This window comes from Variovorax sp. JS1663 (assembly GCF_002157355.1).
In the GTDB taxonomy this organism is placed as follows: domain Bacteria; phylum Pseudomonadota; class Gammaproteobacteria; order Burkholderiales; family Burkholderiaceae_C; genus Variovorax.
Window position 1 is genome coordinate 11,168 of record NZ_LYMK01000030.1, and the last position, 15,994, is coordinate 27,161.

General features: G+C 71.7%; 15 protein-coding genes. 10 read left to right on the plus strand and 5 right to left on the minus strand.

Annotated elements, in window-relative coordinates; genetic code table 11:
• Positions 1 to 6 precede the first annotated feature (6 nt).
• The 7 genes from A8M77_RS22795 to A8M77_RS22825 are packed head-to-tail and all read left to right on the plus strand — an operon-like array spanning position 7 to position 8,181.
• The gene (locus A8M77_RS22795; RefSeq protein ID WP_086923797.1) at positions 7 to 876 is read left to right on the plus strand and encodes a branched-chain amino acid ABC transporter permease; all 870 of its coding nucleotides are present in this window, start codon (positions 7 to 9) and stop codon (positions 874 to 876) included.
• Complete coding sequence (locus A8M77_RS22800) at positions 873 to 3,437, plus strand: branched-chain amino acid ABC transporter ATP-binding protein/permease (RefSeq protein ID WP_086923798.1); 2,565 nt, start codon at positions 873 to 875, stop codon at positions 3,435 to 3,437. Before A8M77_RS22795 ends, A8M77_RS22800 begins: the two co-directional genes overlap by 4 nt.
• Positions 3,430 to 4,638, plus strand: a complete 1,209-nt coding sequence (locus A8M77_RS22805; RefSeq protein WP_158100972.1) for an ABC transporter substrate-binding protein — start codon at positions 3,430 to 3,432, stop codon at positions 4,636 to 4,638. Before A8M77_RS22800 ends, A8M77_RS22805 begins: the two co-directional genes overlap by 8 nt.
• The gene (locus A8M77_RS22810) at positions 4,635 to 5,705 is read left to right on the plus strand and encodes an amidohydrolase family protein (RefSeq protein WP_086923869.1); all 1,071 of its coding nucleotides are present in this window, start codon (positions 4,635 to 4,637) and stop codon (positions 5,703 to 5,705) included. Before A8M77_RS22805 ends, A8M77_RS22810 begins: the two co-directional genes overlap by 4 nt.
• Positions 5,702 to 5,932, plus strand: a complete 231-nt coding sequence (locus A8M77_RS22815) for a hypothetical protein (RefSeq protein ID WP_086923800.1) — start codon at positions 5,702 to 5,704, stop codon at positions 5,930 to 5,932. The genes A8M77_RS22810 and A8M77_RS22815 overlap by 4 nt, the downstream gene beginning before the upstream one ends.
• A gap of 9 nt (positions 5,933 to 5,941) precedes the next feature.
• Positions 5,942 to 7,357 carry an FAD-dependent oxidoreductase gene (locus tag A8M77_RS22820; protein ID WP_086923801.1) on the plus strand — a complete coding sequence of 472 codons (1,416 nt, stop codon included), beginning with the start codon at positions 5,942 to 5,944 and terminating at the stop codon, positions 7,355 to 7,357.
• Positions 7,354 to 8,181 (plus strand): SDR family NAD(P)-dependent oxidoreductase, encoded by an 828-nt coding sequence (locus A8M77_RS22825; RefSeq protein WP_086923802.1) that lies wholly within the window; start codon positions 7,354 to 7,356, stop codon positions 8,179 to 8,181. The genes A8M77_RS22820 and A8M77_RS22825 overlap by 4 nt, the downstream gene beginning before the upstream one ends.
• Positions 8,182 to 8,208: 27 nt before the next feature.
• Here the strand turns inward: A8M77_RS22825 and A8M77_RS22830 are convergent, their stop codons facing one another.
• The 3 genes from A8M77_RS22830 to A8M77_RS22840 are packed head-to-tail and all read right to left on the minus strand — an operon-like array spanning position 8,209 to position 10,801.
• Positions 8,209 to 8,961, minus strand: a complete 753-nt coding sequence (locus tag A8M77_RS22830; protein WP_086923803.1) for an SDR family NAD(P)-dependent oxidoreductase — start codon at positions 8,959 to 8,961, stop codon at positions 8,209 to 8,211.
• A 57-nt stretch (positions 8,962 to 9,018) separates the two neighbouring features.
• A complete protein-coding gene (locus tag A8M77_RS22835) occupies positions 9,019 to 9,768 on the minus strand; it encodes an SDR family oxidoreductase (RefSeq protein WP_086923804.1) in 750 nt (249 codons plus the stop codon).
• Positions 9,769 to 9,781: 13 nt separating this feature from the next.
• Positions 9,782 to 10,801, minus strand: a complete 1,020-nt coding sequence (locus A8M77_RS22840; protein ID WP_086923805.1) for a cyclase family protein — start codon at positions 10,799 to 10,801, stop codon at positions 9,782 to 9,784.
• A 149-nt stretch (positions 10,802 to 10,950) separates the two neighbouring features.
• Between A8M77_RS22840 and A8M77_RS22845 the strand changes: the two genes are divergently transcribed.
• Genes A8M77_RS22845 through A8M77_RS22855 form a run of 3 tightly spaced genes read left to right on the plus strand, consistent with a single transcriptional unit; the run spans position 10,951 to position 13,723 of the window.
• Positions 10,951 to 12,141 carry a thiolase C-terminal domain-containing protein gene (locus A8M77_RS22845; RefSeq protein WP_086923806.1) on the plus strand — a complete coding sequence of 397 codons (1,191 nt, stop codon included), beginning with the start codon at positions 10,951 to 10,953 and terminating at the stop codon, positions 12,139 to 12,141.
• The gene (locus A8M77_RS22850) at positions 12,138 to 12,584 is read left to right on the plus strand and encodes a Zn-ribbon domain-containing OB-fold protein (RefSeq protein WP_238136927.1); all 447 of its coding nucleotides are present in this window, start codon (positions 12,138 to 12,140) and stop codon (positions 12,582 to 12,584) included. The genes A8M77_RS22845 and A8M77_RS22850 overlap by 4 nt, the downstream gene beginning before the upstream one ends.
• The gene (locus tag A8M77_RS22855; protein WP_086923807.1) at positions 12,566 to 13,723 is read left to right on the plus strand and encodes an MFS transporter; all 1,158 of its coding nucleotides are present in this window, start codon (positions 12,566 to 12,568) and stop codon (positions 13,721 to 13,723) included. The genes A8M77_RS22850 and A8M77_RS22855 overlap by 19 nt, the downstream gene beginning before the upstream one ends.
• Here the strand turns inward: A8M77_RS22855 and A8M77_RS22860 are convergent.
• Both A8M77_RS22860 and A8M77_RS22865 read right to left on the minus strand, forming a co-directional pair.
• On the minus strand, positions 13,707 to 14,882 hold the full coding sequence (locus tag A8M77_RS22860; protein WP_086923871.1) for an MFS transporter: 1,176 nt from the start codon (positions 14,880 to 14,882) through the stop codon (positions 13,707 to 13,709). The genes A8M77_RS22855 and A8M77_RS22860 overlap by 17 nt on opposite strands.
• Positions 14,873 to 15,970 carry a CaiB/BaiF CoA transferase family protein gene (locus tag A8M77_RS22865; RefSeq protein ID WP_086923808.1) on the minus strand — a complete coding sequence of 366 codons (1,098 nt, stop codon included), beginning with the start codon at positions 15,968 to 15,970 and terminating at the stop codon, positions 14,873 to 14,875. Before A8M77_RS22865 ends, A8M77_RS22860 begins: the two co-directional genes overlap by 10 nt.
• Positions 15,971 to 15,994: the final 24 nt, after the last annotated feature.

Sequence of the window (15,994 nt, forward strand, 5' to 3'; positions counted from 1 at the left end):
GGTCCAATGCTAGACGCCATTCTCTCGCAGGCCGTCAACGGGCTGGTGCTCGGCTTCCTGTTCGTGCTGGTGTCCATCGGGCTGTCGCTGGTGTTCGGGCTGCTGGGCATCGTGAACGTGGCGCACGGCGCCTTCTTCGCCCTCGGCGCCTACTTTGCGCTGACGCTGCAGGCGCGCTTCGGCTGGCCGGCGGTGGTGCTGGCGCCGCTGGGCGTGGGGCTGGTGGGCATGGTGGTCGAGCGGGTGCTGGTGCGGCGCCTCTACGGCCGCGATCCGCTGATGACGCTGGTGCTCACCTTTGCGCTGTCGCTGTTCATCGAGTCGCTGATCCGCGTCGGCTGGGGTTCGGGCGCGCAGCCGCTGACGCCGCCCAAGGCCTTCGCCGGCTTCATCGAGTACGGGCCGATCCTCACGACCACCTGGCGCGCCGCCGTGCTGGCCTTCACCCTGGCGCTGCTGGTGGCGCTGTGGGCCTTCCTCAAGTTCACGCCCTACGGCCGCATCCTGCGCGCGGGTAGCCGGGACCCGCAGATGGTCGGCATGCTGGGCATCAATCTCCCGCTGGTGCTGACCGGCGCCTTCGGCATCGGGTGCATGCTGGCCGGCGCCGCCGGCGTGCTGGCCGCGCCGCTGTGGTCCGTCACGCCCGGCATGGCGTCGCAGGCCATCATGCCCGCCTTCGTCATCGTCACCATCGGCGGGCTGGGCTCCTACGGCGGCGCGGTGGTCGCCGGCCTGCTGGTGGGGCTGGTGACGGCCCTCACCACGCAGTTCTACCCGGACGCGGCTGGCGTCGCGATGTACGTGCTGATGGCCGCCATCCTGCTGGTGCGGCCGCGCGGCCTGTTCGGCGAGCACTGGGAGCATTTCGGATGAAGCGCTGGCTCTCGCATCCCGTCGTCCAGGTGGCAGCTGTCCTGGCCGCGCTGAGCCTGCTGACCCTGGTGACGACGCTGCCGCTCGGCCGCGTCACCCAGGTGGCGATCTATGTCCTCTATGCGGCCGGCATCGCCCTGCTGGTCGGTTACCTCGGCCTGGTGCCCTTCGGCGGATCCGTGTTCTTCGGCCTGGCGGGCTACGCCGCGGCGATCGCGATGCTGCGCTGGTTCCCGGGCGGCAGCGAGTTCGCGGGCATGGCCGTCGCCATCGGCTTCGCCGTGCTGATCGCGGTGCCGCTGGGGGCGCTGATCCTGCGCCGCCGCGGCCTCTACTTCTCGCTGCTGACGCTGGCCTGCACGCAGATCTGCTACGAGATCGCCTACAAGTGGACCGACTTCACGGGCGGCGAGAACGGCCTGCAGCGCGTGCCGCGCCCGGTGCTCGATTCGCCCCTGGCCTTCCACCTGTTCGTGTGCGGCGTCGTGCTGGCGGCGGTCGCGCTGCTGTGGCGCCTGGCGCATTCGCCCCTGGGCCGGCTGTTCCAGGCGGTGCGCGACAACGAGCAGCGCGCCGCCAGCCTCGGCTTCGCGACCTATCCGGTGAAGCTCGCCGCCTTTGTTGTCTCTGCCGCGGTGACGGGCCTCGCGGGTGCGCTGCTCACCTTCTTCATGCGCGGCACCTACGCCAATTCGCTGAGCTGGGAACATGCCGCCGACGCGGTGCTGATGACGGTGCTTGGCGGCATCCACCACGTCATGGGCGCCGTCTGGGGCGCGGTGCTGTTCATCGTGCTGGAGGACCAGCTGGGCGCGCTCCTCGATCATTGGTGGCTGGTATTCGCGCCCATCCTGATGCTCGTGACCCTGGCGGCGCCCGAAGGCATCCACGGCCTGCTGCGCCGGCTGCGCGGCGCGCACGGCTGGACGCTCGTGCGGCCCGGCATCCCGGAGCGGCCCCCTGTCATTGCGCCTTTCCGCCCCGGCGAGGCGGCTGCGGCCGAGGCCGCGACCGGACCGTTGCTGACGGTGCGTGGCCTGCGCAAGAACTTCGGCCCGCTGGTGATCGCGGCCGGCTACGACTTCGACGTGCATGCGGCCTCGCTGCACAGCTTCATCGGCCCCAACGGCGCCGGCAAGACGACCTTCTTCAACATGCTGTCGGGCGTCGTCACGCCCGATGCCGGCGAAGTGCGTTTCCTCGGGCGGGACATCACCCGCCTGCCGATGCACAAGCGCATCCGACTGGGGCTGGCGCGCTCCTTCCAGATCGTCAGCGTCTTCCAGAACCTCAGTGCCTTCGAGAACGTGCGGCTCGCCGTGCAGGCCGGCCGGCCGGGCGCCTACGCGCCCTGGGGCGATGCGCATCGCGATGCCGCGGCGAACGCGCGCGTCTGGTCCATCCTCGACGCCGTGGGCCTCGTGCACAAGGCGGCCGAGCCCTGCACGGATTTGTCGCACGGCGAGCGCCGCCTGCTGGAGATCGGCATCACGCTGGCGACCGAGGCACGCCTGCTGCTGCTGGACGAGCCACTCGCCGGCCTGGCCGAAGCGGACCGCGTGCGCGTGTCGGCGTTGATCCGCGCTCTGGCCCGCACGCATGCCGTGGTGCTGATCGAGCACGACATCGATCGCGTGCTGGCCCTGTCCGACCGCATCACGGTGCTGCATCAGGGCCGCCTGATCGCCGACGGTAAGCCGGCCGAGGTGGCGGCCGACCCGGAGGTGGTGCGCGCCTACCTGGGCGTGCCGCCCGACATGCAGCGCCGGCCGGCGGCCGCACCGGCCGATGCCGGCCGCGGTGAGCTGCTCCTGTCGGCGCGCGGGCTGGCCGGCGGCTACGGCGGCGGCCGCGTGCTGGACGGTGCGGCCCTGGAGGTGCACGCGGGCGAGGCCGTGGCGCTGCTGGGGCGCAACGGCGTCGGCAAGACGACGCTGCTGAAGGCGCTCTATGGCGCGCTGCCGCTGGAGGAGGGCACGATCGCCTGGTGCGGGCAGGACATCCGCCGCCTCGCGCCCTACCAGGTGAACCGCCTGGGCATGGCGATCGTCCCCGAGGGCCGGCGCCTGTTCCCCAACCTCACGGTGCTGGAGAACCTGCGCATCGCGATGCGGCCCGGGGGCATGTCACTCGGCGAGGTGTTCGAGCTGTTCCCGCGCCTGGGGACCCTGCGCCACGCCAGGGCCGAGAACCTCTCGGGCGGCGAGCGCCAGATGGTGGCGATCGCCCGCGCCCTCGTGGCGCCGGCCCGCCTGATCCTGCTCGACGAGCCCTTCGAGGGCCTGGCGCCCGCCGTCGTCAACGAGGTCATGGGCGCCATCCTGAAGCTGCGCCGCCGCGTCGCGATGGTGATCGTGGAGCACCACGCCGAGCAGGTGCTCGCCATCGTCGACCGCGCGGTGGTGCTGGTCAACGGGCGCGTCGCCTGGGACGGCGACGCGCGCGTGCTGGCCGCCGATGCGGCGCTGCAGGCCCGCCTGCTGGGGCTGGTGGAGGCCAGCCCGCTCCCCGCCCCGTCCAATCACCACCACCACCGACAACCGGAGACAGAACATGCGTGACTTCCATCGCCGACACCTCCTGCGCGCCGGCGCGGCCGGCGCCGCCGCCCTCTGCGCGCCATCGCTGCTGCTCGCGCAGGGCGCGCCCCTCAAGATCGGCAGCGTGCTGGCGCGGCAGGGGCCGTTCGCGCTGCAGGGCGAGGCCGCGACCCTGGGCATCAAGATCGCGCTGGAGCAGGCGGGGCACAAGGCGCTGGGCCGGCCGGTGGAACTGGTCGCCTACGACGAGCCGAATCCCCTGGGCGCGCAGCAGAACATGCAGAAGCTGATCCAGGAAGACAAGGTCTGCTGCGTGATCGGCGGCAGCAACAGCGCCACCGGGCTCGCGCTCGCCTCCACCGGCGCGCAGGCCAAGGTGCCGACCATCATCAGCGCGGCGCTGGCGCGCGAGATCACCGGCAAGAACTGCAGCCCCTACGTGTTCCGCGTCAACGCGCCGCCGCAGGTGTACGCCAGGCTGCTCGCGCGGCAGCTGCTGCCGATCGGCAAGAAGTGGTACTTCCTGGTGGGCGCCTATGCCTACGGCCAGGAGGCCTACCAGATGCTCAAGGGCGAGCTGGTCGCGGCCGGCGGCACCGATGCGGGGATGGACGCCGCGGCCGTGGGCACCACCGACTTCAGCTCCATCATCCTCAAGATCCGGCAGGCCCGGCCCGACGTGATCGTGCTGGGCATCGCCGGCACGGACCTCACGTCCTTCCTCAAGCAGTACGACGAGTTCGGGCTGCGCGGCAAGATCCCGCTGGCCAGTCTCACGGTCGGCGACGAGGAACTGTGGGCCCAGTCCAACCCGACCGGCACCATGGGCAAGTTCTGGCATTTCGGGAATACCGCGAACTCGGCGCAGGAGAAGTCGCTCGACGCCGCGGTGCGCAAGGCCACCGGCCATCCGGCTTCGCAGAGCACGGCCCAGGGCTGGGTGGCCACACGCATGCTGCTGGCCGCGATCGAGAAGGAGAAATCGGCCGAGCCCGCGGCCATCGTGCGCGGGCTGGAAAGCGTGCGGCCGGACGGTGTGCCCGGTTACTTCCGCGCCTGGGACCACCAGTTCATCACGCCGCTCGTGATGTCGCAGGTGCGCGAGAAGATCACCGACAAGTACGACGTGCTCGACATCGTCGGCAAGCCCATGAGCCCGGCCGAAGTGGACGCCATGTTCGGCACGAAGCAGGAGAGCCAGTGCGCGATGGGTTCGGCATGAGCGCCTTGACGACCACGCGGCGCGGCGTGCCGCCGCAGCACTGGGTGGACGACGCCTGGCTGGCGCTGCGCACGGAGGTGGTGCTGGAGCCCACCCGGCCCATCGTCGATCCGCACCATCACCTGTGGCAGCGCCCGCACAGCACCTACCTGCTGCCGCAGCTGCTGGAGGACCTGGGCGCGGGCCACGACGTGCGCGGGACGGTGTTCGTCGAGTGCACCTCCATGTACCGCGCGGAGGGCGACCCGCGCTTCGCGCCGCTGGGCGAGGTGGAGTTCGCCAACGGCGTAGCGGCAGCCAGCGCCAGCGGCTACTACGGGCCGGTACGCGCCTGCGCAGGCATCGTCGGCACGGTCGACCTCCTGCAGGGCGCGTCGGCGCGCGAGGTGCTGGAAGCCTGCCGAAGCCATGCGCCGGAGCGCTTCCGCGGCATCCGTCATCGCAGCGCCTGGGATGCTGACCACGAGGTCCATGCGATTCCCGGCAAGGCGACGCCAGGCCTGCTGCGTGACGAGCGCTTCCGCGCCGGTTTCGCGCAGCTCGCGCCGCTGGGCCTGAGCTTCGATGCCTGGTGCTTCCATCCGCAACTGCCCGAGCTGATCGAGCTGGTGGATGCCTTCCCCGACACCCGCGTGATCGTCAACCACGTCGGCGGGCTCGCGGGCGTGGGGCCCTACCGTGCGCGGCGCGACGAGGCCTTCGCGCAATGGAAGGTCGCCATGCAGGCGCTGGCGCGGCGGCCGAATGTCTTCGTCAAGCTGGGCGGCATGGGCATGCGCCTGTCGGGATTCGACTTCTTCGACCGGGACCTGCCACCCACCTCCGAGGAACTGGCGCAGGCCTGGCGCCCCGCCGTCGAGACCTGCATCGAAGCCTTCGGGGCCCGGCGCGCGATGTTCGAGAGCAACTTCCCGGTGGACAAGGCCTGCTGCAGCTACCGCGTGCTGTGGAACGCGTTCAAGCGCCTCGCCGCCTCCTGCTCGGAGGACGAGAAGGCGCAGCTGTTCGCAGGCACGGCGATCCGGGCCTACCGGCTGCCCGAGGCCCTGGGCCGGCCTGCAGCATGAGCGGGCCGAACCGCTGGCCTGCCATCCGGGTGCTGCTGGCCTGGCGCGACCGGGTGACGCTCGGCGGCGCACTGTGCGTGGCCCTGCTGGGCTTCTGGCTCGCCTGGCGCACGGGCTGGCCGGAGCTGGCGCTGTTCGGGCTGCTCCTGGCCGCCGCGGCGCATGCCGTGCTGCGCGTCGCGATCGAGGTCGTGGCCCTGGTCGCCGAAACCCTGATGCCGCAATAGAGGAATCGAATGACAACAACTCCCATCGACCTGTGCGTCGTCGGCGGCGGCCTGGCCGGCCTGTCGGCCGCGCTGCGCGCCGCCGAACTGGGACTGAAGCCCGTCGTGCTGGAGCAGTCCGCCGAGCAGCACTACCTGTGCAACTCCCGCATGAGCAGCTGCGTGTTCCACCTGGCGAGCACCAACGTCCTGTCACCGCCTGCGGAGCTGGAGCGTGCGGTCCAGGCCGCGACGCAGGGCACGGCCCACCCGGGCCTCGTGCGCGCGCTCGCCGGCAACGCCGAGCGCGCGGTGCGATGGCTGCAGGGCCAGGGCGTGCGCTTCATCAAGGGCAGCGCGGCGGCGTATCACAACTTCGTGGTGGCGCCCCCGGCGACGCACAAGGAAGGCCCCTTCGACATCGTCGGCCGCGGCGGCGACGTGCTGCTGCGCACGCTGGAAGCGGCACTCGCCAAGGCCGGCGGGTCGATCCGCCGCGGCGTGTCGGCACGCGAGCTGCTGGTGCGCGACGGCCGCTGCCACGGCGTGCTGGCCGATGCGGGCGGCGCGCAGGAGCGCATCGAGGCGCGTGCGGTCCTGATCGCCGACGGCGGCTTCCAGGCCAACCCCGAGTTGCTGCGCGAGTACGGCATCTCGCCCGACCCCGCGCGCGTGGTCCAGCGCAATGCAGGCTCCGGCCGCGGCGAAGGCTTGCGGATGGCCATCGCGGCGGGTGCGCGCACCTCCGGCATGCTGGGCTTCTACGGCCATGTCCTGTGCCGCGATGCCTTGTCCAGCGACAGGCTGTGGCCCTATCCCTGGCTGGACCTCGTGGCCGGGGCCGGCATGGCGGTGGGGCCCGATGGCCGCCGCTTCGCCGACGAGAGCCGTGGCGGCGTGTACCTCGCCAATCGCATGGCGGCTCTGCCCGACCCCGCCTCCGCCATCGCGATCTTCGACCAGGCGATCTGGGACGGCCCCGGTGCGGCCTTCCTGAATCCGCCCAACCCGCGGCTGCCGGACCACGGCGGTACCGTGGTGACAGCGGACACCATCGAGCAACTCGCCGGCCAGCTGGGCCTGCCGGCCGAAGCACTGGCCGACGAAGTCCGCCGGCACAACGCCGCGGTCGCAGCCGGCGGACTGGACCGACTGGTGCCGCCGCGCAGCCAGGGGCCGCTTGCCCCGCAGCCCATCGCGACGGCACCGTTCTACGGTGTTCCGGTGGCGGCCGGTATCACGCACACCATGGGTGGTATCGCGATCGATGAGCACGCCCGGGCCCAGCACGCCGGAGGCGCTGTGTTCGCGGGCCTCTACGCGGCGGGCAGCGCCACCGGGGGCGTCGAAGGCGGCGAGCATGCCGGCTACGTGGGCGGCCTGGTCAAGGCCTGCGTCACGGGCCTGCTCGCGGCCGAGCACCTGGCCGCGGAGGGCGGCACATGAGCGCGGCCGGGGTGCCCGCGCCGCTGCAAGGGCAGGTGGCAATCGTTACCGGGGCCGCACGCGGCCTCGGCCGCGGCTACGCATTGCGGCTCGCGAAGCTGGGCGCGGACGTGGTGATCGCCGACGTGAACCTCGCGTCGGCCCGCGAATTCGGCGAGGCGCTCTCGGCGCCCGGCGTGCCGGACGAAGTGCGCGCCCTCGGACGGCGCAGCGTCGGCGTGCAGGCCGACCTGAGCCGCCGTGAGGGCGCGCAAGCGGTCGTCCGGCAGACGCTGGCCGAGTTCGGCCGCATCGACATCCTGGTGAACAACGCCGGCGGGGCCTTCACGCCGGTAGAGCGCAGCACCGCGTCGCAGATGCCCGACGAAGACACCGAGCGGATGCTGGACGTGAACTACCGCAGCGCGCTGTACTGCTGCCAGGAGTCGGTGCCGGCGATGGCCGCGCAGGGCTTCGGCGTGATCGTCAACATCGCCACCATGGCGGCGCTCGATGCCTCGCGCACGGGCGGCCGTCTTGCGCCCTACGCGATCGCCAAGGCGGCGGTGCTGCAGTACACGCGCTACCTCGCTGCCGACGTGGGGCCCCGCGGCATCCGGGTCAACTGCATCGCACCGGGCTCCATGCTGACGGAGCGCATCAAGAAGCAGGCGGCGGAGCGCGGCATGCAGAACGAGCGCGAACTCAAGCGCATCCCGCTGCGTCGTTTCGGCGAGGTGGAGGACTGCGCCAACGTGCTGGAGTTTCTGGTGACGCCGCTGTCGGCCTACGTCACCGGGCAGTGCATCTCCGTCTGCGGCGGGCAGGTGCTGACGCCATCCTGAAGCGGCCTCTCGGCGAGGCTGCGCGCCCTAGGCCATGAATACACCGCCGTTGACGTCGAGGCACACGCCGGTGATGTAGGAGGCCGGCTCGCTGGCGAGGAACACCGCGGCGGCCGCGACCTCGTCCGTGTTGCCGAGGCGTCCCACCGGGATGGCCTTGGCCGCCGCCGCGATGATCTCCGGGCTGGACAGCGAGGACAGCGCCGTCTCGATGCGCCCCGGCGCGATGCAGTTCACCGTGATGCCGTCGGGTGCGTAGGTGCCGGCCAGGTGGCGCGTGAGGCCGATCAGGCCGGCCTTGGAGGCGGCGTAGTCGACGCCCGCGGGCGCGACGAAGGTGCGGCCCGCGCGCGAGGCGATGTTGATGATGCGTCCGAAGCGTCGCTGCCGCATGCCGGGCAGCAGTTCGCGGGAGAGCAGGAAGGGCGCCGTGAGGTTGATGCGCAGCACGCGCTCCCAGTCCTCGGTGAGCACTTCCACCGGGGGGATCGGCTGGCCGTCGCGCTTGCGGGACACGCCCGCGCAGTTGACGAGGATGTCGCAGCCGCCGAAGAGCTCGGCCGCGCGCTGCGCCGTGCCCAGCACCTGCGCCTCCACGCCCATGTCCGCGACGTGGCCGTGCACCGGCGCCTGGGGCGTGGCGAGGCTGTCGGCGGCTGCATGCACCGAGTCGCTGATGTCGGCCAGCAGCACGCGGTGGCCCTGCGCCGCGAGGCCGCGCGCGATGGCCAGGCCGATGCCGGCGGCGCCGCCGGTGACGAGGACGGATCGTTGGTTCATGGGAATGTCTCCAGGAAAGGGTTCGGCGCGCCGGCACGATGCCGGCCTGCTCGCGGTTCAAGGCATGAAGGTGCCGCCGTTCACATCGAACACGGCGCCGGTGATGAAGCCGGCGGCGTCCGAGGCGAGGAAGCCGACGGTGGCGGCGATGTCCGCCGGGTCGCCGTAGCGGCCCAGGGGCACGGCCTTCTCGAAGGCGGCGCGGATTTCCGGCGAGGAGCCGGCGGTCATCGCGCTGTGGATCGGCCCGGGGGCGACGCAGTTCGCGGTGATGTGGTCCGGTGCGCCCTCCAGCGCCGCGATGCGCGTGAAGCCGATCATCCCCGCCTTGGTGGCGGCGTAGTGCGCGCTCGCGACGGGCGACACGGTGCGGCCGCCGCGCGAGGACACGTTGACGATGCGGCCCCAGCGCTGCGCGCGCATCAGCGGCAGCGCGAGCTGGCAGAACAGGAAGGCGGAGGTGAGGTTGATCGCAAGCACCTCGTTCCACTGCGCCAGCGGGATCTCTTCGATCTTCCACTTGCCGCCGTCCTTCTTCGGGTGGATGCCGGCGTTGTTGACGAGGATGTCGCAGCGGCCGAAGCGCGCCTCGACCTGCGCCATCGCGGCGTGCACCTCCTCGCTTCGGCCGACGTCGGCGACGAGGGCGGTGGCCCCCGATGGCAGCTCGCGCGCGATGGCCTCCACCTGCGGCGAGCGGTCCAGCAGCACCGTGCGCAGCCCCTGCCGTGCGAAGTGCCTGGCGGTGGCGAGGCCGATGCCGCTGGCGGCACCGGTCACGAGGGCGACGCGGATGTCCTGGGTCATGCGTCGTGCCTCGTCAAACGGTCCCCACCGGCGCCGGCGGCGATCCGACCAGTCCCGGCAGGCGCAGCGGCGGCGCGGTCAGCAGGAAGCGGCTGCGTCGATGCTGGCGCAGCCAGGGGCCGAGTTCGCCGAAGTACCACATCTCGCCGAGGAAGATGCCCAGTTTGAACAGGCAATGCTCGTGCAGCGGCATCATCGAATGCCTGGGCCCATCGCCCGCGGCGGCCGCGCCCTGCACGTGCTCCACGCCGAGGTTGTCGGCGCAGATGGCGACCAGGCCGCTGTCGGTGATCCACTGCAGCAGGCGCCGGTCGTTGCCGTCGAGCACCGCGCATGCCGTCTTGAGCCGCTCGAAGTCCGGCTCCTTCTTCATGCCCAGCACCAGGTCGGCCCAGCCCGTGTAAAGGCACAGGAAGTCGCCGGCCTCCACCGTCGCGCGCTGCCTGTCCAGCACGCGCATCAGCGCGTCGTAGCCGACGCGCACGTTCTGCTCGCCGTACTCGCCGGCCAGGTCCACCAGCACGCCGCGGCCCTGGGTCCCGTGTTCGGCCAGCGTCTCCATGCCGAGCTTGTTGGCGAAGGGGCCGCCCGGCTGGTCGGGGTTCAGCACGTGTTCGCCGGCGCGCCAGCCGTTGTAGTAGACCGGCTCCGGCACGCCGTCGCCGTCGGCGTCGAACTCCTGGCCCCAGTGCGCCAGCGCGTCCCACTGCGAGGAGTACTGCGTCCAGATCGTCACCGCGTCGTCCGAGGTGATGTCGAACACCGAGTGGTTCTGGCACGAGAAGCAGAAGTTGTAGCTCGGCTCGCCAGTGGTGCGGCGCGTCGCCTCGATGCGCGGTGCGCGGCGCATCGGCACGAGCTCGCGGCCGCCGGGGTAGTCCAGAGGCAGGCTCAGGCAGAAGGCGATGCCCTCCGTGACTTCGCGCACCGCCGCCAGGCGGCGGGCGGGGGTCACCAGGTTCATGCGGCCGATCTGGTCGTCCGCGCCGAACTCGCCCCAGTTGGAACCCTCGGGCCGGTTCTTCCATCGCATCGTGTCGTCTCCTTGTCTCGCGGCTGCGCCGGAGGGCGATTGTGCTACTATTGGTCCATCCATTCAACTATCTGATGTTTGGGATTTGACGATGAAATGGCGACTGTTCTTCCCGGGACCGAGGGTGATCGAGAGGGAGGAGGGTCGGCATGGCGCATTCCGGTGAACGCACATTGCGTGGCCGCGTCGCCCTCGTCGGCATCGGCGAGACGAGCTACTACCGCCACGGCCAGTCGCCCGATGCCGAGTTCAAGCTGGCGCTGAAGGCGATCCTCGCCGCCTGCAAGGACGCGGCGATCGACCCGCGCGACATCGATGGCTTCGCCTCTTACAGCAACGACCGCAACGATCCTTCGCGCCTGGCCGCGGCGCTCGGCCTGAAGCAACTGCGCTCCACCACCATGCAGTGGGGCGGCGGCGGCGGCGGCAACTGCGCGGCCATCGCCAACGGCGCGGCGGCGGTGGCAGCGGGCCTGTCGGACTGCGTGGTGGCCTTCCGCGCCCTGGCGCAGGGGCAGTTCGGCCGCTTCGGCCAGGCGCCCACCGCGCCCACCATCTCCGGCGACATGGCCTGGCAGGCGCCCTACGGCGTGCTCTCACCGGGCCAGAAGTTCGCCATGAAGGCACGCCGCTTCATGCACGAGCACGGGGTGAAGCAGGAGGCGCTGCGCGCCATCGCCATGGCCTCCTACGCGCATGCGCAGCGCAACCCGCGCGCCGTGATGCACGGCAAGCCGCTGACCGAGGCGCAGTACGACGAATCGCGCTGGATCGTCGAGCCCTTCCACCTGTTCGACTGCTGCATGGAGAACGACGGGGCGGCCGCGGTGATCATGGTGCCGGCCGAGCGGGCCAAGGACTTTCCGAACCGGCCGGTGTACGTGCTCGGCGCCGCCACCGGCTCGGACGAGCGCGTGGCCGCGGTGCCGCACAACACGCCCAACTACGCGAGCTCCAGCTTCGCCACCGTCGCGCCCAACCTCTATCGCATGGCCGGCGTCACCCCGAAGGACGTGGGCGTGGTGCAGAGCTACGAGAACTTCACCGGTGGCGTGCTGATGGCGCTGGCCGAGCATGGCCTCTTCCATCCGGACGAGGCCAACGAATTCCTCCAGCTCGAGAACCTGCTGGCACCCAATGGCAAGCTGCCGCTCAACACCAGCGGCGGCAACCTCGCCGAGTGCTACATGCACGGCTTCGAGCTGGTGCTGGAGGCGGTGCGGCAGGTGCGCGGCACCTCCACCGCGCAGGCGCCGCGCAACGACGTGGCGCTGGTCATCGGCGGGCCCATGGTCACGCCCGTCAGCAACCTGATGCTCGGATCGGAGGCTGTGCTGTGAGTTCTGAAAGCTACCTGCCGGCCGGCCTGCCGATCCCGGTGCCCGAGGGCGACGGCCTGTCGAAGCCCTACTGGAGCGGCCTGCGCGAGAACCGCCTGCGCGTGCAACGATGCAGCGGCTGCGGCACCTGGCAGTTCGGCCCGGAATGGCTCTGCCATCGCTGCCACCGCTTCGATCCGGACTGGGTCGAGGTCGCGCCGCGCGGGCGCATCTACAGCTGGGAGCGCGTGTGGCACCCGGTGCATCCCTGCCTGAAGGGGCGCGGCCCGTACCTCGTGGTGCTGGTGGACCTGCCGGAGGCCGGCGGCGTGCGCATGCTGGGCAACCTGCTGGGCGACCCGATGCAGGAGGTGGTGATCGGCGCCGAGGTGGAGGGCGTCTTCGAGCACCACGCGCAGGCCGAGCCACCGTTCACGCTGATGCAGTGGCGCTGCGTGGCCTAGGCACCTCCGGCCTGCCGCTCGGGCTGATCGTCGCGCTCGGCCTCGGGCACGCGGCGTTCACGGGCAACCGTTTTTCCATCACGCTGCACGCCCTGGCGCTGCACGCATCGCCGCTGGCGATCGGCACGCTCATGGGCCTGGTGATGGTCGTGCCGATGCTGGCGGCGGTGCAGATCGGCCGCTGGTCGGACCGCATCGGCTACGTGCCCTTCGCCGCCGGCGGGCTCGTGCTGCTGCTGGCGGGCGGCCTGCTGGTGGCCGCCTGGCCCGCGATGCCTGCACTCTATGCCGCCAGCATGCTCAGCGGCACCGGCTACATGTCGGCGCACGTCGCGGTCAACCTGGCCATCGGCCGTGCGAGCGCGCCGCAGCGGCGCACCGACGCCTTCTCCGCGATGGCCCTCGCGTTCTCGCTGTCGGGGCTCGCGGGGCCGATGCTGGCGGGCGTGGCGATCGACCAGGCCGGGCATCGCTACGCGTTCCTGGCCCTGTGCTGCTTCGCGCTGGCGAGCGTGGTGCTGTTGCGCTGGGCGGCTTCGCGGCATCGCGTGCCGCCCACGTCGAACGGTGCGCAGGCGCGTCCACGCGTCGCCGACCTGTTGGGTCATCGGTCGCTGCGCGCCGTGTTCCTGGTGAGCGGGCTGCTGTCCATGGGCTGGGACCTCTTCACCTTCCTGGCGCCGCTGCAGGGCGTGCGGGCCGGCCTCAGCGCCACCAGCACCGGCATGCTGATGGGCGCCTTCGGCATCGGGACCTTCGCGATCCGCCTGTTGCTGCCCCGCATCACGCGCAGCGCGGGCGAGTGGGCCACGATGGGCGGCGCCTTGTTCGTCACGGCGCTCGGCTACCTGGCCTTCCCGCTCCTGCACGACTTCGGGATGCTGGTGCTGGCGTCCTTCCTGCTCGGCATGAGCCTGGGCTGCGGCCAGCCGGTGTCGATGGCGCTGCTGCACAGCCACTCGCCCGAGGACCGGGCCGGCGAGGCGGTCGGCGTGCGCTCCACCATCACCAGCGCGAGCCAGACCTTCCTGCCGATGATGTTCGGCGCGCTGGGGGCGGCGGTGGGCATGGCCGCCGTGTTCTGGGCCGTCTCGGCGCTGCTCGCGGCGGGCGGCGCCTTCGCTATCCGGCGTCGATGACGCGGCGCCGGAGAGCCAGCGCGAAGCCCGCGCCGATGGCGGCCAGGGCGGCGGCGGGCAGCAGCAGCAGGGCTGCATAGGCCTGCAGGTCGACCATGCCGCCGAAGGCCACCACCCCGAGCGACTGCCCGGCGAACAGGCTGAAGGAGAACAGCGAGACGGCGCTGCCGCGCGCCTGTGGCGCCATCTGCGTGGCATGCGTCTGCAGGGTGTTGTGGTACAGGTAGGTGCCGAAGCCGAGCAGCACCGCCAGCGGCGCGGCGGTCGACCAGTGCGGCAGCAGCCACAGGCCGGCCAGTGCGGTGGCCATCAGCATCCCGCCGACCGCCGCCATGCGGATCTCGCCGAGCGTGCCGACGACCCGGCGCGCACAGACGGCGTACGCCAGCCCGCCCACTGCGTACAGCGCGGCGACGGCGGAGGCGGCGGCGAGGTTCAGTCCCTCGCGCGCGTGCAGGTAGGTGGGCAGGTAGCTGAGCGGGCCGATCATGAACGTGCCTTCCAGGAACACGGCCAGCAGGACCACGCGGGCCCAGGACTGCGCCAGGACGGTGCCGATGCCGCCGCGGCCGTTGGCCTGCGACGGCGCCGCGGTCGCGCGAGTGGCGTTGCGCCACAGCAGCGCGCCCACGATCCAGTAACCCACGCTGAGCACCGCGAAGGCGCCGCGCCAGCCCAGCGCCGTCTCGGCGAAGAGCCCGCCCAGGAGCTGGCCGACCACCATCCCCGACAGTGTGCCGAGCAGCAGGCGCGCCAGCGTGGCCTGCCGCGCCTCGTAAGCCACTGCGTCGCCGATCCAGGCCATCGCGAGCGGCACGATGCCGGCCGCCGCCATGCCCCATAGGGCCCGCCAAGCCAGCAGCGCGTCGAAGGAGCCCGCGAACGCCGCCGCCGCCGAGGTGACGCCGCAGCCGGCGAGCGCGAGCGTCATGAGGCGCCGCTTGCCGAAGCGGTCGGCCAGCGGGCCGGACAGGAGCTGCATCAGCCCATAGGCGACGGCGAAGGCGACGATGAGCCGGCCCGCTTCGCCCGCGCTGCGGTGGAATTCGGCGGCGAAGCGCGGCAGCAGCGAATCGCACACGCGCAGCGCGGCCGCGCTGAAGAAGGCCGCGGCCGCGAGCAGGCGGACCGGTGCACCGGCCGCCGCATTCATGGCCAGCGTTCGAGCACGGCGGCGGCCGGCGTGGCCTGCTTCGGCGCCGGGCCCTGGATGCGCGATGGCGTGCCGGAAAAGCGCGGCGCGGGCGCCGGCTGATGAATGCCATCGACCTCGACGAAGGCGCGCCGCGCGCGGTTGTGCGGATGCGCCTGTGCCTGCGACAGCGACAGCACGGGCGCGAAGCACACGTCGGTGCCTTCCAGCGCGGCCGTCCATTCCGCCTGCGTCTTGCGGCTGAAGATGCGCGCGAATTCGTCATGCAGGCGCGGCCACTGCGCGCGGTCGTTCTGCGCCCCATGCAGCTCGGCGGGCACGCCCACGCGCTCGCAGAACTCGGCGAAGAACTGCGGCTCGATCGCGCCCAGCGTCACGTGCTCGCCGTCGGCGGTCTCGTACACGCGGTAGTAGGGCGCGCCGCCGTCCAGCAGGTTGCTGCCGCGCTGCTCGCGGAACACGCCGCGCATCTGCTGGCTCACGAAGTTGGTCATCAGCGAGGCCGCGCCGTCGCTCATGGCCGCATCCACCACCTGGCCGCGGCCGGAGAGGCCGGCTTCGCGCAGCGCCGCCAGCACGCCCACGATCAGGTAGAGGCTGCCGCCGCCGTAGTCGCCGATCAGGTTGAGCGGCGGCACCGGCGCGCCGTCCTTCGGCCCGATGGCATGGAGCGCGCCGCTGATGGCGATGTAGTTGAGGTCGTGGCCCGCGGCCTTGGCGAGCGGGCCGTCCTGGCCCCAGCCGGTCATGCGGCCGTAGACGATGCGCGGGTTGCGCGCGAGCACGGCGTCGGGGCCGAAGCCGAGGCGTTCCATCACGCCAGGGCGATAGCCCTCGATCAGCACGTCGGCCTTCTCCAGCAGCTGATACACCTGCTCGCGCGCGGCGGCGTCCTTCAGGTCGGCCAGCACCACGCTGCGGCCGCGGCCGGTGATGTTGTGCCGCTCGCCCAGCTTCTTGCCGGGGCGGTCGATGGTGACGACGTCGGCGCCCATGTCGGACAGCAGCATACAGGCGAAGGGGCCGGGGCCGATGCCGGCGAATTCGATGACGCGAAGGCCGCGCAGCGGGCCGGAGGCTGATTGTGGGTTCATCTCGATCTCCAGTGAGGTCTAAGT

Excerpts from the sequence above, each read along its gene's own strand:
- A8M77_RS22830 (WP_086923803.1), bottom strand. The coding sequence starts at position 8,961 with ATGAACCAACGATCCGTCCTCGTCACCGGCGGCGCCGCCGGCATCGGC.
- A8M77_RS22845 (WP_086923806.1), top strand. The coding sequence starts at position 10,951 with ATGGCGCATTCCGGTGAACGCACATTGCGTGGCCGCGTCGCCCTCGTC.
- A8M77_RS22820 (WP_086923801.1), top strand. The coding sequence starts at position 5,942 with ATGACAACAACTCCCATCGACCTGTGCGTCGTCGGCGGCGGCCTGGCC.
- A8M77_RS22835 (WP_086923804.1), bottom strand. The coding sequence starts at position 9,768 with ATGACCCAGGACATCCGCGTCGCCCTCGTGACCGGTGCCGCCAGCGGC.
- A8M77_RS22805 (WP_158100972.1), top strand. The coding sequence starts at position 3,430 with ATGCGTGACTTCCATCGCCGACACCTCCTGCGCGCCGGCGCGGCCGGC.
- A8M77_RS22825 (WP_086923802.1), top strand. The coding sequence starts at position 7,354 with ATGAGCGCGGCCGGGGTGCCCGCGCCGCTGCAAGGGCAGGTGGCAATC.
- A8M77_RS22815 (WP_086923800.1), top strand. The coding sequence starts at position 5,702 with ATGAGCGGGCCGAACCGCTGGCCTGCCATCCGGGTGCTGCTGGCCTGG.
- A8M77_RS22795 (WP_086923797.1), top strand. The coding sequence starts at position 7 with ATGCTAGACGCCATTCTCTCGCAGGCCGTCAACGGGCTGGTGCTCGGC.
- A8M77_RS22865 (WP_086923808.1), bottom strand. The coding sequence starts at position 15,970 with ATGAACCCACAATCAGCCTCCGGCCCGCTGCGCGGCCTTCGCGTCATC.
- A8M77_RS22800 (WP_086923798.1), top strand. The coding sequence starts at position 873 with ATGAAGCGCTGGCTCTCGCATCCCGTCGTCCAGGTGGCAGCTGTCCTG.
- A8M77_RS22810 (WP_086923869.1), top strand. The coding sequence starts at position 4,635 with ATGAGCGCCTTGACGACCACGCGGCGCGGCGTGCCGCCGCAGCACTGG.
- A8M77_RS22840 (WP_086923805.1), bottom strand. The coding sequence starts at position 10,801 with ATGCGATGGAAGAACCGGCCCGAGGGTTCCAACTGGGGCGAGTTCGGC.